Consider the following 15182-nt stretch of genomic DNA (forward strand, 5'->3'; position numbering starts at 1 on the left):
TTCCTCCTCAATGACTGCCGTTCAGGGCATAGGCCAACGTGATGATCTGGTACGGCGCGACCGTCAGCGTCACCCAACCGGCCGCATCAGTCGCCAGGTCGCGTTCGAACTGCTCGGCCAGGCTCACTTGGGCCACAGATGCCGCGGCGAAGTTAGCCCGCACCCGCAGCGTCTGCGCCGCGCCGGTGTAATCGTGGAGCCGCAGCACCACGGCCTGCTGATCCTCGCTCAGCTTCACGGCATCGACGGCGACCGGATGCGCGGCATCGGCGAACTCAAAGAGCGGTGCCTGAACCCCGTCAATTTGCGCCTGAGCCGTCAGTGGCACGTTCAGCGCCATCGCGGTTGCCTCCACCTCGCCTTGCACGAAGTCGCCTTGGTGCGGCAGCAGGCTGTACGTGAACTGATGCGCCCCCTGATCCGCCGTCGGGTCCGGGCTGGTCCCGCACTTGATCAACGACAGCGACAGCGTCGAGCGGGTGATCTGGTAGCCGTACTTGGAATCGTTCAACAGCGCGACGCCGTAATCCGGCTGGGAGAGATCGCCCCACTTGTGCCCGACCGTCTCGAACCGCGCCTCGTCCCAAGAGGTGTTGTGATGCGTCGGCCGCTTCACGTTGCCGTACTGGATGTCGAAGGTCGCCTGATCGGCGGCAACGGTGACGTTGAAGGCGGTTCGCAGCAGCACGTGGTTGTCGTGCCAATCCGCGTGGGTGTCAAAATCGATGCGCCGCGAGCCAGCCTGCAGCGTCATGTTCTGCGTCATGGTGGAGTTATGGTAGGTGTACTTGAACGTAACCACCACCTTGGCCGCATCGTTGGTGGTCACCGCAACGCTGCTGGCGGCCAGCACGGTCGCCTTGGCCGGGTAATCCCCATCGATGTTCCAGTTATCCCAGTCAACCGGCCGGTCCTCGTAGGCGGTCAAGACGTTACCGCCGCCTGCGTTGAGCACCTCCCGGCCATTGACCTTGTCGTAAACGCGCGTCAGCTGTCCGGAAGCCGCCCAGGCGATGACGTAATCGGGCGTTTCGATCTGGTTGTCACCCACCGTGGCCAGCGGCGCCGCAGCAACCGCGGCCGATGGCACGAAGCGAAGCGCGAGTTGACCCAGCGCCGGCACCGGCGGCACAGCCACCACCAGCGCTGCCCCCTCGCGAACCGACGGCAGCGGCGTTCCGGCGGCCGTTTCGTAGTGACCCGCCTGCGACTGGGCCAGCGTCACCTGCCCCGCCAACGGCCACGCGTTGACGTTCGTCACCACGGCGGCCGCCGGCGCCGGCTCGCTCAGGCTTGCGGTCAGCCGGTCGTTCAGCGTCTTGATCTGGGCGAATGCCCGCTGGTACTCGGCCGCGTTGTCCTCGTACACCTCGTGAATCGCCGAACCCGGCAGAATGTCGTGGAATTGGTTGCGCAAGATCAGGTGCCACAAATCCTGCAGCTCGGTCGTCGGGTACGGCACCTGACGCGTCACATGCGCCGTCGTGTAGCGCAGTTCAAGGGCTCGCATCGCGTATTCGAGTGCCCGATTCTCCCGCTTGACCCGCGCCTGCGAGGTGTAGGTGCCGCGGTGGTACTCCAGGTACAGCTCCCCAGCCCAGGCCGGCACCGGCTGCGTGCTGGCCGCGATGGTCTGGTGCAGCTGCTTGAAAAAGTCATCGACGCGCGTCGGCTTCACCGTCGGCAGGCCGGGCATCTGATTGATGATCGTCTCGTTTTCCACCATCTCGGGCGTCGCGCCGCCGCCACCGTCGCCGTAGCCGAACGCCAGCAGCAGGTTGTCGTTCAGCGCCTTGTCCCGGTACATGTGGTAGCTGCCCATCACGGTGTGGGGCGTCAGTTGGCCGTTGTACGTGGCCGAAAAACGCGACGTATCGTGGTAGTCCCAGTCCTGATCAACGGTTGTGATGAAGTAGGTCAGCACTTCGCTGCCGTCGATGCCCCGCCAGTTGAAGGTGTCGTGCGGCATCCGGTTCGTGTCGTTCCAGCTGATTTTGGTCGTCATGAAGTTCTTCACGCCAAACCCCAGCATGATCTGCGGCAGCGCCGCGGAGTAGCCGAAAACATCCGGCAGCCACAGCACACTTTGTTCGGCGCCGAACTGCTCACCGAAAAACGCCTTGCCGTAGAGGAACTGTCGCGTCAGCGCCTCGCCGGACGGAATGTTCATGTCCGGCTCAAGCCACGTGGCGCCATCGGCCTCCCAGCGGCCCTCGGCCACCCGCGCCTTGATCTGCTCGTAAAGGGCCGGGTAATCCCGCTTGATGTAAGCGTAAACCTGCGGGGTGCTGTGCATGAACACGTAATCCGGGTCGTGTTTCATCAGGCTGAGCTCGGTCGCAAAGGACCGCGCCGTTTTCTCACGTGTGTGCTTCAGCCGCCACAGCCAGGCGACATCGATGTGCGTGTGCCCGATGGCGGCGATGCTGAACTGCTTCTTCTCGCCGGCATGCGCCTGCAGGAACTGGTGGATCAAATCGTTGACCGAGGCCACCGCCGCATTGAACGCCGCGGGGGACATCTGGGCCCAGTCGAATTGCGCGACGCTCTGCTCCAGCGCCTTCAGGTAGGCATACTTCAGCGGCTCGTCGTCATCGAGCTCTTGAACGCACTGCAGCATCACGTCCAGGTAGCGGAAGCATTGGTAACCCTGCTTGTCGAACCGGCCCCCGGCCAGCGCCACGTAGGTGAAGGTCGGCTCCGGATACAGCTCGCTGCCGTCCAGCCCGGTCCAAAAACAAATGGCCATCGACACCGTGCGGCCGCCGTACTCGTGATCCAGCATGATGTCGCGGTGGTTCGAGTCAACCGCCTGAATCGGCGCGGCGTCGGCAAAAACCAACCCTTCCGCCGCGGAACGGCCGTTGTCGTTATTGCGCAGCATCTGCACATCGATCCGGTACTGCTCGTCGACCTGCAGTGCCGGCACCGGCACCTCGAAGCGAACCCAGTAGTAGGCATCCCGACCGGCAAACGTCGCGCCTTGCTTGAAAGGTCGCCAGTCGGTCGCCGCCGGCATCGCCGTGTGGGTTGGCCGCTCATCGGCCACGATGGTCACCGCAAAGCGATCCTTGTACTGGTTGGCCCAATAATCCCGAATCAGTCCGATCTGCTGCGCGAGCTTTTTTTCATTCAACATGTCCTGCACCTTCTCTTCCATCTTGCAATGCATCCCGCGGCCAAGCCGCGCATACAAAAGGGGTGTGCCGCAACGCCCGTTACGGCACACCCCCTCCGGCGTACCCGCCGGGGAACCCAGTTACGGATCCTAATGCTTCGGATGTTTACTGGTTATATCGTTCCAGCGCCGTCGCCGCTTCCAGCGACATCACAGCGCCAATTTCATCAGACAACGGAATGGCCTTGCCAGGTTGGTACGGCTGCCAGTTGCGATCCGCCATCAGCGTCTCGCCCTCAAAGTCATTTTCGACCAAGACCTTGACCGCCTTCGTGATGAAGTCAGAGATAAAGGTCTCGTGGGTCGCCTTGTACAACAAGACGAGGTAGCGGTACAAAATGCCCTTGAAAAGCCCGATGTCTCCGCCGTCACCGTCGTCCAGCAGGATCCCGGTGGCCCCCAGCCGGTCAATCGCCGTGTGGGCACACTTCAGCGCGTGATCCAGGTAGCGCTGATCCTTGGTGACATTGTAAAACTCGACCAACGCGCCGATGTACGTGCCCTGGTTGTAGGTGAACGCCCAAGGATCCACGGCCATCGTGTTGCGGCTGTTAATCCCGTCATTGACGAATTCCGTCTCGGGATCAACCAGCGTGAAGTACAGCCAGTGAAGGATGTCGAGGCTGTTCTTCAGGTACTCCGGCTTGGGGTCCAGCTGATAGAGGCGCAGCGCCAGAATCATCAGCGGTCCGTTGACCGGTGTGTTCTTGTAATTGATCTGCGAGCGTTTCCACGCGTAGCCACCGCCGGCCGTCAGGTTGAACGCGGTGTCGAACAGGTCGGCACAGACGGCTTTCGCGTCGTCCAAGCACGCCGTCAACCCGGTCACCTCGTACAGCCGCAGCCCGGCCAGCGCATTCCACAGCATGTCATCGTAGTACTCGTGAATCAAACTGTTGTAGTTGCGCTTCTTGTTGTAGTGATAGGCCGCAACCGCACCGTCGCGGTAGGCGTGGCTCTGGGTGCGAAGGTAACCGTCGACTCTGGTGTCCACGAGATGCGCAATCCACCAATAGTTGAAGACGCGGTTTTGCTCCTCCGATTCCAACGGGTAAATATTGTTCATGAACTGCCGCGGGTCATCCGAGTGGAAAAGGGTATCCAGACTGGTCTGACCACGATCGGCGTAATCGACGAATTTCATGTCACCACCACTGTTCTCTATAGATTATTCAAGCGCCGCGGCGGCCTCAAGCGACATCACGGCCCCGATTTCATCCGATAAATCAAGCGGTAACGTCGGCTCAGCGTCGTTCCAGTCACGCGGTGGCAGCAGCTTACCGTCGGCCGTCATCCCGTGAGCAATGAGAATGTCACAGCTGGAGCGGGTGAACGCCGTCAAGGTTTCATCATCGGTCTCTTTGATCAGAAGCGTCATGTAACGATACAGGATGCCCTTGAACAGGCCGATATCGCCACCGTCCCCAGCATCGGCGAAGACACCGTTCTTAACAAGAACGTCCAGTGACGTATGGGCACACTTAGTCGCTTGATCCAGGTAAGTCTGTTCGCCCGTCACGTGGTAGAATTCGAGCAAGGCACCAATATAAACGCCTTGGTTGTAGGTGAACTGCCATTGCGTGTCAATTTGCCCATCCTTGTTTCGATTAATCCCATCTTCAACGAACAGGGTATCGGGGTTGACCAGGACGCGCCGCATCCACTCAAGATCACGCTTGCTCATCTCGAGATACTTCGGGTCCGGCTCGATTTGGTACAGGCGCAGCGCCAAAATCATGACAGGCGCGTTCGCAGGGGTGTTCTTGTAATCGAGTTGCATGCGCGTCCAGGCAAAGCCGCCGCCCATGTTGTCGTTCCAAGCCGTGCGGAAAATGTCGTCACACACCATTTTGGCGTCATCGAGGTAACCCGCCTTACCAGTAATCTGAAATAGGCGCAGCGCCGCCAGGGCGTTCCACAGCATGTCATCGTAGTAGACATGCAGCAACGTGCCGTGATTGCGGGTCTTGTTGTAGTCGTAGGTCTGCTCCGCAAGCTCCAGATACTTAGCATCTTTAGTTCGCAGATAAGCATCCAGGCGAACATCCACAAGGTGGGCAATCCACCAGTAGTTGAACGTGTCGTTTTGATGCAGATCCGTGATTGGATACGCATTGTTGTACCGCTGAATCGGGTCCTTCGACAGGTAAAAGTCGTCGAGGCTCTGCTGGCCAATGTCTGCGTAGTGCGAATATGTCATGTCTCTCCTCCGTCCGGAACTACTTAGCTTCCTTCAGAATCTTGTCGCCTTGCTTTTGCGCGTTGGCCAGTGCCTTGTCCGCACTCGTCTTACCCGCAACAAAGTTCTGCAGTTGTGGAATCAGTGCGAGCGTTTCAACATCGGCGTAACCCATCACGTTTGGACGAATCTTGGCGTAGTTCATCGCCTGAATGAAGGCCTTGTACTTAGGGCTCTTGAAGTAGTCATCCTTGGCAGCCGCCATGTTCGCCGGCAGCCAATCCGAGATCTTCGCAAACTCAACACCGTTTTCCGGCTTGGTTGTCCACCACTTGATGAAGTCCCAAGCGCCATCCTTGTACTTAGCCGTCTTAGGAATGACGAGCCCAAAACCACCGGTACCGGCGCCGTGGTCGCCGTTAGGGCCGGCCACCGGCTGAACAATCCCGTAGTCAAGACCGTCTACTTTGTCGTAATCTGCCAACGCCCATGGGCCGTTGTAAACCATCGCTACCTTGCCGGCGGCGAACTGATCCGTCCCATCGTTAAAGCCTTGCTGGTAAACCTTGTCGACATTCAGCAGCTTGTTCCAGAACTTCAGAACCGTCTTCCCCTGTTCGGAGTTGAAGGCCGTCTTCGTCTGGCTCTTGTTGAGGACAGAACCACCGGCGGCGCTGATCCACTGGCTGAACAGGCCAACGTCGTTCAAAGAGAAGCCGGCCTGGACAAGCTTGCCGTTCTCCCACTTCGTTGTCTTCTTCGCAACGTTCTCAAGTTCGGCCCAAGTTGTTGGCGGCTCTACGCCGGCCTCTTTAAGAAGCTTCTTGTTGTAGAACAGCGAACGGTTATCGACAAGCAGCGGGATACCGTACTGCTTGTCTTCATAGTTCATTTCCTTAACGGTTTCAGGATAGAAGTCCTTCATGTTGACCTTGTCTTTTTTAATCAGATCAGACAGGTCCATCAAGGCACCCTTCTTGGCGTAAACACTGGTCTGGAACCGATCCCAGAGAATAACATCAGGCACTTCACCGCCGGCAATCCCGGTCAGCAGTTTCTGTTCGACCTGATCCTGAACCTTGTATTTAACCGTGTACTTGTCCTGACTCTTGTTGTACTGGCCAATTAACTCGTTCAGTTGCTTGATCTGCTTGCCGCTCCAGGCCCCCCACATCGTGATGGTCTGGCGCTCTTTCTTGCCAGAGGAGTCCTTGCTCGTGGAGCTCCCACACGCCGCCAGCGTTCCGACCGCGGCGACCGTTGCCAATGCCGTAAGTAATTTTTTCATCTTATTCAGTCTCCATTCCTATTTAATCCCAGACTCAGCCATGCCTTGAACATAATTACGTTGAGCAAAAATGAAAAGAATCAAAATCGGTAATGTTGCTAAGATGGTGCCGGCCATCAATGGGCCATAGTTCGTGCTGTGGTTATACTGGAACGCCGCCAACCCAACCTGAACCGTCTTCATGCTGTCCGCATTCAGGACAATCATCGGCCACATGAAGGAATTCCAGCCGGATTGGAAGGTCAAAATACCGAGCGTTGTCAAAGCCGGCTTTGCAAGCGGCAAGTAGACACGCCAGAAGATCTTGAATTCACCGGCGCCGTCCATTCGCGCACTCTCGCCAAGCTCTCTTGGCAGTGCCTCAAAGAACTGCTTCATAAAGAAGATGGCGAACGCCCCGGCGGCCCCTGGCAACAGAATTGCCCAGTAGGAGTTGATCAACCCCAGGCCACCTTGACCAAGGATGTTGTTCCCACCCATCAGTGGGAAGCTGCGCAAAACCATGAACGTCGGAATCATCGTAACAATCCCTGGAATCATCATCGATCCGAGGAAAATCATGAAGCTGGCCTTACGACCACGAAAGTGCAACTGACCGTACGCATAACCGGCCAGGCCACCGAAGAACAGGTTCGTTAAAACGCCGCCGACCGCTAAAATCAGGGAGTTCTTCAAGTAGTTGAGGAACGGCATCGTTGCGAACACTTCCTTGTAGTTTTCCAAGGTAAAGTGCTTAGGAATAATGTTCATACTGCCGCCAAGGATTTCGCCCCCGCTCTTCAGCGAGGTCGAAATCGTCCAAACGAACGGCAAAACCGTGGTGAGACTGATGAGTGTAACCGCGACGTACCAGAGAATGCGGTTGACCATCTTTTTCTTTTTCAAGCTTTTCATCACGCGCCCCCTATTCGCCCTCGCGGTTGAGTTTCATGTTAATGGCAGAAAAGACGAAGATGATCATGAACAGAACAAACGAAAGCGCCGAGGCGTAGCCCATGTTGAGCCCGCCAAACCCTTTGTTGTAGATGTAGTAGACCAGCGTGATCGTTGAATTCCCGGGTCCACCCTTCGTCAGCATGTAGGCCTGATCAAACACCTGGAACGCCCCAATCAGAAGCTGTGTTGTGACCAGGAACGTCGTCTTGGACAGCTGCGGCCAAGTCACGTGCAGGAACTTCTCCCAGGCTGTTGCGCCATCCAACTCTGCCGCCTCGTACAAATCAGGGCCAATGCCTTGCAGTCCCGCAAGGAAGATGATCATGTTACCGCCAAAACTCATCCAAACACTCATGATGACAATCGCGGTCATCGCCCACTTGGAGCTGTACAGCCATGCCGGTCCGTTGACGCCGAAGAATCCAAGGATTTTGTTGAACAAACCGTACTGCGGGTTCAGCAGCCAGTACCAAATCGTCGCGTTCGCAACGCTTGATGCCAGCACCGGCAGGTAAAACAGTGTCCGGAAAATCCCGGTCCCCTTATGATGCGCGTTGAGGATCATCGCCGCCCCTAGCGACGTGACCAACCCAAGTGGTACGTATAGAACTGTATAAATTGCAGTGTTCTTCAACGCGATGAAGAAGTACTCATCCTTAAAAATTTTGGCAAAGTTGGAAAAGCCAACCCAGTTGGGCTTCTCCACCACGTTGTAGTCCGTGAAGCTGTAAAAAAGAGCCATGACGATCGGAATCGCAGCGAAAAGCAAGAGCAAGACGACTGGCAAGAGAATGAACAGATACGCGATGTTTTGCTGCTCGTTTTGCGAGTGATGCCGACGCGGCCGACGCTTTGTCAGTTCCATTTTTCCACCCCCTTCAGCTTATATGTACTTCTGATATATTGATTATGCTAATTAGCAAGACCACATATCACAAGTGCATTATATTTTGGCCACGGCCTAATGTCAACGCTTTCTTTGCCATTTTGTTTGGGGATGTTTAAATTAGCGCTTTGTTAAGCTCGTGAAAGCAGGCAGGGCAAGGCGTCGCAATTATCTCAAAGATTTCGTTGCCAATTCGATGGTTCGGATATATATTATATTTAATATGGAATAGCAGGAGGTGACAACTTGGCAAAGCCACTATACTTAACGGTGTACGAACGACTCAAGCTCTCGATTACGGGCAATCAATACAAGCTTCACGAAAAGTTGCCAAGCGAAAAGGAACTAGCCGAACAATTTGACGTCAGCACGATCACAATTAAAAAGGCCCTGGACATGCTCAGGGATCAGGGTTTCGTTGTTCGAAAGCCGCGGCGAGGAACCGTTGTAACCAGTCAGGCTGCTGTTATCAGTGCGAGCTCCGACACGAAAAACGTGACAATTGGTCTAGTCGTCACAAACTTCACCGATGTCTTCGGAACCGATATCCTGCGCAGCCTAATTTCCTACGATGATCATCCCGTCAACGTTGTGACCAAAATCAGCTACGGGGAACCCACGCAAGAGGATAAGCAGATTCGAGAATTGCTCGAAATGGGCGTCGATGGGCTGATCATCCTGCCATCTTCCTCCGAGTACACCTCCCCGCTGATTCTCAAGCTGATTTCTAAAAACTTTCCCATCGTCGTCCTCGATCGCATGATGTCCGACCTGCCAATCTGCAGCGTCACCACCGACAACACCACCGCCGCCAGTGACTTAACGAAATTTCTGCTGACGAAGGGGCACCGTCACATTGGCATCGTCACTTCGGATTCGCCTGTGACCACGATTGACAAGCGAGTTAATGGTTTTCTCTCCGCCCACATTGACGAAAACATGGCCGTCAGCCAGGAGCAGATTCTATCGACCGTCGAATCCGTCATTCCCGATTCCAAGACGCCAATCGAGGCAGACATTGAGAACATCGTGAAGTACCTGGAACGAAACCCTCGCATTACGGCCGTCATTGCAACGGAGTATAACATCGCCTCGCTGGTCTCAAGTGCCATCGCACGAATGGGCAAGCGCATACCGGAAGATTACTCGCTTGTCTGCTTCGACGGTCCCGAAGTCAACGTTTACGACGAGAACGCCTTCGTCATCACCCACATTCAACAGGCCCAGTTCGAAATCGGCCAGGCCGCGATGGCACTAATGATGATGAAGCTCGCAGCGCCAGACACCATCAAGAAAGTGACACTGCCCTATCATCTCATCAAAGGAAACTCGGTCCGTGATCTATCCAATCATTCTTAGCTAAGGAGAACTGAAATGATTTTAGAAACCAACAGCAAAGTGCTCTTCGTCGGCGACTCCGTCACAGATGCAGGTCGCGACTATCAGGCGCTTCCGGGAACAGCCGAGTCGCTAGGCGACGGTTATCCTAACCTCATCAGCGCTGCACTGACGGCCATTTATCCGGAACGCCGAATTATGGTGGAAAACCAAGGCGTCAACGGCAATACGACAGCTTCGCTTGTCGACCGTTGGCAAACCGATGTCCTCGACCGCAAACCCGATTACGTGACGATCCTGATAGGCATCAACGACGTCTGGCGTCACTTTGATTCAACGTTCTACCACCCCACTGATCTTGTCTCAAGCGAGCTGTACATGAAGAACCTCTCTTGGATGATCGATGTCACACAACCTCACGTCAAGGCTTTAACCATAATGAGTCCCTTCATGTTCATCCCCCAGGGCAGTGAGCCGATGCGCCAGATGGTCGATCAATATCGTCAAGTCGCCGAGGCTCTGGCAGTCAAGAATCATTGCCGTTATCTTGATATTCAGGCCGCCATCGATGCGTATTTACAGCACAACTCGAGTTATATTCTGAGTGCGGATCGCGTTCATCCCAACATCAAGGGGCATATGCTGATCACCACTCAATGGCTGAATGCAATCGACTTCGACTGGACTCACGCTCAGGCCTAGAAAAAACGGTCCATACCGAGGTTTGCTTCGCGCAAATCTCGATACAGACCGTTTTCATTCGCCTGGGCCCTACTTCACCTTAACCCGCACCACCACGGGCAGCCCATCCGTTGTCCAAGTTGCGGCGACGTGCAGCCCCGCCGCGTCGCGGTGCCACTTGGTTTCACCGGCGGCGCCGAGCACGTCGACCGCGGCGATGCCGCCGTGGAAGTCCACGCCGTCGTAGTTGTGGTCGTGGGGGCTTCGTAGTGATGTGATGCACATCTCATGCCCCGGCGTCGGGTTCAGCGCGATGGCGTAGAGGTTGCCGTCATTAACCGTGAAGCGGAAGTCCTGGTCGGTGTAGGCGATTGCCTTGCTGTCGGCGAAGCTGCCGCCGACCGCCGCGGTCGGGCCTTCCGCCGGCTTGCGCCACGGGCGGGAGCCGTAGATGGCCTCGCCGTTGACCGCAAGCCAGGCGCCGACGGTCAAGAGCAGCGACTTTTCCTCCGGGGCGATGGTGCCGTCGGCGTGGGGGCCGACGTTCAGCAGCAAGTTACCGTTCTTGCTGACGACATCGACTAGGTTGCAGAGAACCTCCGGCGCCTTTTTGTAATCGTTGCCCGGGGTCCAGGACCACGAATTACGCGCGATGGCGGTGTCGGTCTGCCAGGCGTAGGGCTGGACATCCGCGAACTGGCCGCGCTCGACGTCGGGCAACGCGGTGCCGAAGGCGAAGGCGTCGAACTTGTAGGCAATCACCGGCACGATGCCCCACTGCGCCGCGCGGTTGTAATAATAGGCGGCAAAACGCTGCAGGTAAGGCTTCATCGCCAGCTGCTCGATCCACCAGTCGAAGTACATTTCGCGCGGCTGGTAGCGGTCCACGATTTCACAAGACCGCACCAGCCAGTCCTGCATGTATTCCGTATCCGGCTGTGGCGTGGTGATGTCCAGCGCATCCGCCGGCTCCTTTTGCGCCGGCCAGTACAGGTCGCCGCGGTGCAGCGGGTCGTGGATGTCGCTCGGGAATTCACGACCATGGCCGAGGAAGTGCCAGTGTTCGATGCGGTGCGAGGAGGCGCCGTAGACCAGGCCGCGCTGGTTCAAGGCCAGCTTGAGCTCACCGGCGACGTCGCGGTGCGGCCCCATTTCGTAGGCATTGTAGTGCGAAATTTCACTGCGGTACATCTGAAACCCGTCGTGGTGCTCGGCCACCGGCACCACGAACTTGGCCCCGGCCGCCGCAAACAGGTCGGCCCAGGCCTGCGGATCCCACTTGGCGGCGGTGAACTTGGGAATCAGGTCCTTGTAGCCGACCTCGCGCTGGTCGCCGTAAGTCGCGCGGTGGTGAGCAAACTCTGGCGCGTCCTGCATGTACATGTTGCGCGGGTACCACTCGCTGCCGAACTCCGGCACCGAGAAGACGCCCCAGTGAATGAAGATGCCGAACTTCGCGTCGCGGTACCACGAAGGCACCGAATATTGCGCCAGCGACTGCCAGGTCGCCTGGTACGGACCCTGGGCGATCACCGCGTCGATGCGAGCCAAGTCTTGTTGTAAGGTCATGTGATCTGCTCCTTTTGATTTTTAAAAACGCTTTCTTCAAGGCAGAAGCTTACACGTCTCGCCACCCGCTGTCCAGCCCCGGCGACGTCTCGACCAAAACGGCGGCCATTCGTTTCACGTGAAACACAGGGCTTGCCGGCGCATCGCGGTGCCACCGTGGCCTTGGTGACCCGCATCGCCCAGCATCGGTCCAACCGCACTTCGCGTTTCATTGACCCCTGCCCGAGAATTTTCTTTGACCAACTAATTTTGGAGGTGTGATATGACTTTTGATCCCAACCAAATGACCGTGCAACGCGCCGATGGTGCCTGGCAGGAGCTGTCCCGCCAGGGCGATACCTGGGCGGCCGCCGGCATCCGCGTCACCACCAAGGCAACCACCAGCGACGCGGCCGCAACGGTCACGGGCGTTTTCGCCAGCCTGGCGGTCGCCATTACCGCCAGCGACCAACCGCTGCAGCGGCTGCGGCTGACCTGGCCGCGCGAGTCGCAGCCCGGCGCCTTGTTCATGGGCGACGCCTTCGAACGGGCCTACGGTGAGCTGCGCTTCACCCCGCTCGACGAGGCCGCGGTGTATCCCTGGTACTTCGTCGAACACGGCCCGGCAGGCAACCACTGCCTGGGGGTGGCCACGCAGCCCAACACGTTGTGCAGCTGGACCGTGACGAATACGTCCACGATGCTGTGGCTGGATCTGCGCAGCGGCACGCGCCCGCTTCTGCTGGGCGACCGCCAGCTGCCGTGCTGTGAGGTGGTGAGCTTCACGAGTCCCGCCGCCGACCCCTTGCTGGCCCTCACGGCATTTTGCGCCCGGCTGAATCAGGCGCATCAACCGCGGCCACTGCCGCAGGTGATCGGCACCAACGACTGGTACTACGCATACGGGGACAACAACCGCGAAGACGTCGTCCACAACGCCGCGGCCGTAGCGGCGCTGTGTCAAGGCTTGCCGGTTCGGCCGTGGTGCGTGGTTGACGACGGCTGGCAGTGCGACCACAGTTCCGCCTACAACGGCGGCCCCTGGACCGGTGGTAACGCCAAGTTCGGCGACATGGCCGCCGTCGCCGCGGCCATCAAGGCGGCCGGGGCCCGGCCCGGCCTGTGGTTTCGGCCGCTTTTGACCACGACAGCGGCGCTTCGGCCCCACGCGCTGCGCCAAGACGGCGACGCCTTCACGCTGGACATCAGCGACCCGGCCGTGCTGGCCGCGGTGCAAGCCGACGTGCGACGCTTCGGCGACTGGGGGTTTGAGCTGATCAAGTTCGATTTTTCCACCGTCGATGTGTTCGCCCAGTGGGGGCCGACCATGGGGCTCGACTACGCACAAGGACCGCTGGCATTCCAGGATCAGACCCACACCACAGCCGAGATTGTGAAGAACTTCTACCGGGCGATTCGGGAGGCCGCGGGACCGGTTTTGCTCAACGGCTGCAACGTGGTCGGCCACCTCGCCGCCGGCTTCATCGACCTGATGCGCATTGGCGACGACACCAGCGGCCGCAGCTTCCGCCGCACCGTCGCGATGGGCGTCAATTCGCTGGCCATGCGCCTGCCGCAGCACCGGACGTTTTACCTCGCCGACGCGGATTGCGTGGGCCTCACCCCGGACATTGACTGGGCCCAAAATCGCCAGTGGCTGAACCTGCTGGCCCAAAGCGGCACCCCGCTGCTGGTTTCTTGCGACTTCAGCAAGCTCCCCGCCGAGCAAGCAGCGGCGGTTGCTCAGGCCTTCGCGCAAAACGTGGCGCAAACCGCCCGTTACGCACCGGTATCGGTGCTTGACGGCCGCTACCCACAGGTCTGGACCGATGGCAGCCGGCGCGATGTCTACGACTGGGAGACATCGCCGCTGGCGCCGATGTGACGCTTGCCGCTTGCCGCCGGTTGGTCCACGCCGAACAAAGTCGCTTTTCTCCAAACCCAAGGAGGTTTCCCCATGTCCCTGCTATCCGAATTAACCCACGCCAAGGCGTCCCTGAGCCGCTCGATTTCTGCCGAAAACCCGACCGGTGAACCTAGCGGCGGGGGTCGCGCCACCACCGGCACCGGCGCCGCCGCAGCCCGGGAGCTCGGCGTCGGCTGGAAGGTCTCCCCTTCCGTCGAACTTGCGCCGCACAGCACCACCACCCTGGCCGACATCACCGGTCAAGGCGCGATTAAGCACATCTGGATGACCTGCTTTCCCGCCCACTGGCGCAGCCTGGTGCTCGAGTTCACCTGGGACGACGCCGCCCTGCCCGGGGTGCGGGTCCCGTACGGTGATTTTTTCTGCAACGGGTGGAACACGCGCTGCAACATTAACTCGCTGCCGGTGGCGGTCAACCCGGCCGGCGGCATGAACTGCTACTGGGAGATGCCGTTTCTGAGCCACGCAACGATCAAAATCGTCAACCTGGGCGATGAAGCACTGCCGCTGTACTACCAGATCGACTACGCGCTGGAGGCAATCGCTTCGCCTTGCCTGTATTTTCAGGCCTACTGGCACCGCAGCCACCCGCTGGCGGCCAAGGCGGTTCACCCCGTCCTGCCGCAGATTGAGGGCACCGGGCATTTTGTCGGCACGTACCTCGCCTACCAAAGCAACAGCGCCGGTTGGTGGGGCGAGGGCGAGATGAAGTTTTACCTCGACGCCGACCGCGAGTTTCCGACCATCTGCGGCACCGGCACCGAGGACTACTTCGGCGGCGCGTGGAACTTTGAGCAACCGCAGGGCCAATACGGCCGCTACTCGACCGCCTTTCTCGGGCTGCCGCAGGTGATTCAACCGGATGGTCTGTACCAAAGCCAGCAGCGCTTCGGCCTGTACCGCTGGCACGTGCTGGATCCGATTCGCTTCACCACCGGGCTGCGCGTCACGCTGCAGTCGCTGGGCTGGCGCAGCGGCGGCCGCTACCTCCCCCAGCAAGACGACATCGCCTCCACCGCGTTCTTTTACCTGGACCGGCCGGACTGCGCGTCCCTTGAACCGCGGCTTGACGCCGACTGGCTGGAGGTCAACTGAGGTCGGCACCACGAAAAACGGGTTCCCCCGCGTTGCACCGGCCGTTGGCGGCGCGAACGTGGGGAAACCCGTTTTGTGTGGCATTCAAAAACGTCCGGCACAGGCTGCGCCGGACGCGCCGAAGCC

At 58.7% G+C, this 15182-nt stretch carries 11 protein-coding genes; 4 read left to right on the forward strand and 7 right to left on the reverse strand.

Annotated elements, in window-relative coordinates; genetic code table 11:
- Positions 1 to 7: 7 nt before the first annotated feature.
- The 6 genes from NUH19_RS07495 to NUH19_RS07520 all read right to left on the reverse strand — a co-directional run bounded on the left by NUH19_RS07495 (position 8) and on the right by NUH19_RS07520 (position 8446).
- Positions 8 to 3139, reverse strand: coding sequence for an alpha-mannosidase (locus tag NUH19_RS07495; RefSeq protein ID WP_262315936.1), 3132 nt, complete (start codon positions 3137 to 3139; stop codon positions 8 to 10).
- Positions 3140 to 3284: 145 nt separating this feature from the next.
- Positions 3285 to 4322 carry a glycoside hydrolase family 76 protein gene (locus tag NUH19_RS07500; protein WP_262315937.1) on the reverse strand — a complete coding sequence of 346 codons (1038 nt, stop codon included), beginning with the start codon at positions 4320 to 4322 and terminating at the stop codon, positions 3285 to 3287.
- Between the two features lie 24 nt (positions 4323 to 4346).
- Positions 4347 to 5378, reverse strand: a complete 1032-nt coding sequence (locus NUH19_RS07505) for a glycoside hydrolase family 76 protein (protein ID WP_262315938.1) — start codon at positions 5376 to 5378, stop codon at positions 4347 to 4349.
- Positions 5379 to 5397: 19 nt separating this feature from the next.
- Complete coding sequence (locus tag NUH19_RS07510; protein WP_262315939.1) at positions 5398 to 6645, reverse strand: ABC transporter substrate-binding protein; 1248 nt, start codon at positions 6643 to 6645, stop codon at positions 5398 to 5400.
- Positions 6646 to 6663: 18 nt separating this feature from the next.
- Complete coding sequence (locus NUH19_RS07515) at positions 6664 to 7539, reverse strand: carbohydrate ABC transporter permease (protein ID WP_262315940.1); 876 nt, start codon at positions 7537 to 7539, stop codon at positions 6664 to 6666.
- A 10-nt stretch (positions 7540 to 7549) separates the two neighbouring features.
- Positions 7550 to 8446 carry a carbohydrate ABC transporter permease gene (locus NUH19_RS07520; RefSeq protein ID WP_262315941.1) on the reverse strand — a complete coding sequence of 299 codons (897 nt, stop codon included), beginning with the start codon at positions 8444 to 8446 and terminating at the stop codon, positions 7550 to 7552.
- Positions 8447 to 8713: 267 nt separating this feature from the next.
- Here NUH19_RS07520 and NUH19_RS07525 point away from each other — a divergent pair, with 267 nt between their 5' ends.
- Together NUH19_RS07525 and NUH19_RS07530 are read left to right on the forward strand one after the other, a co-directional pair.
- Positions 8714 to 9826 (forward strand): GntR family transcriptional regulator, encoded by a 1113-nt coding sequence (locus NUH19_RS07525; RefSeq protein WP_262315942.1) that lies wholly within the window; start codon positions 8714 to 8716, stop codon positions 9824 to 9826.
- A 15-nt stretch (positions 9827 to 9841) separates the two neighbouring features.
- Positions 9842 to 10507 carry an SGNH/GDSL hydrolase family protein gene (locus NUH19_RS07530; protein WP_262315943.1) on the forward strand — a complete coding sequence of 222 codons (666 nt, stop codon included), beginning with the start codon at positions 9842 to 9844 and terminating at the stop codon, positions 10505 to 10507.
- Between the two features lie 69 nt (positions 10508 to 10576).
- On the opposite strand, the gene NUH19_RS07535 is transcribed toward NUH19_RS07530, so the two are convergent.
- Complete coding sequence (locus tag NUH19_RS07535) at positions 10577 to 12055, reverse strand: alpha-L-fucosidase (RefSeq protein ID WP_262315944.1); 1479 nt, start codon at positions 12053 to 12055, stop codon at positions 10577 to 10579.
- Positions 12056 to 12317: 262 nt separating this feature from the next.
- On the opposite strand from NUH19_RS07535, the gene NUH19_RS07540 reads away from it, so the two are divergent.
- Both NUH19_RS07540 and NUH19_RS07545 read left to right on the forward strand, forming a co-directional pair.
- Entirely contained in the window at positions 12318 to 13919 is a 1602-nt protein-coding gene (locus tag NUH19_RS07540; protein WP_262315945.1) for an alpha-amylase family protein, read from the forward strand.
- A gap of 72 nt (positions 13920 to 13991) precedes the next feature.
- Positions 13992 to 15056: a glycoside hydrolase family 172 protein gene (locus NUH19_RS07545; RefSeq protein ID WP_262315946.1), complete on the forward strand. Its 1065-nt coding sequence runs from the start codon at positions 13992 to 13994 to the stop codon at positions 15054 to 15056.
- The last annotated feature ends 126 nt before the right edge of the window (positions 15057 to 15182 follow it).

Source organism: Lacticaseibacillus parakribbianus, assembly GCF_025490915.1.
Classification (GTDB): Bacteria; Bacillota; Bacilli; order Lactobacillales; family Lactobacillaceae; genus Lacticaseibacillus; species Lacticaseibacillus parakribbianus.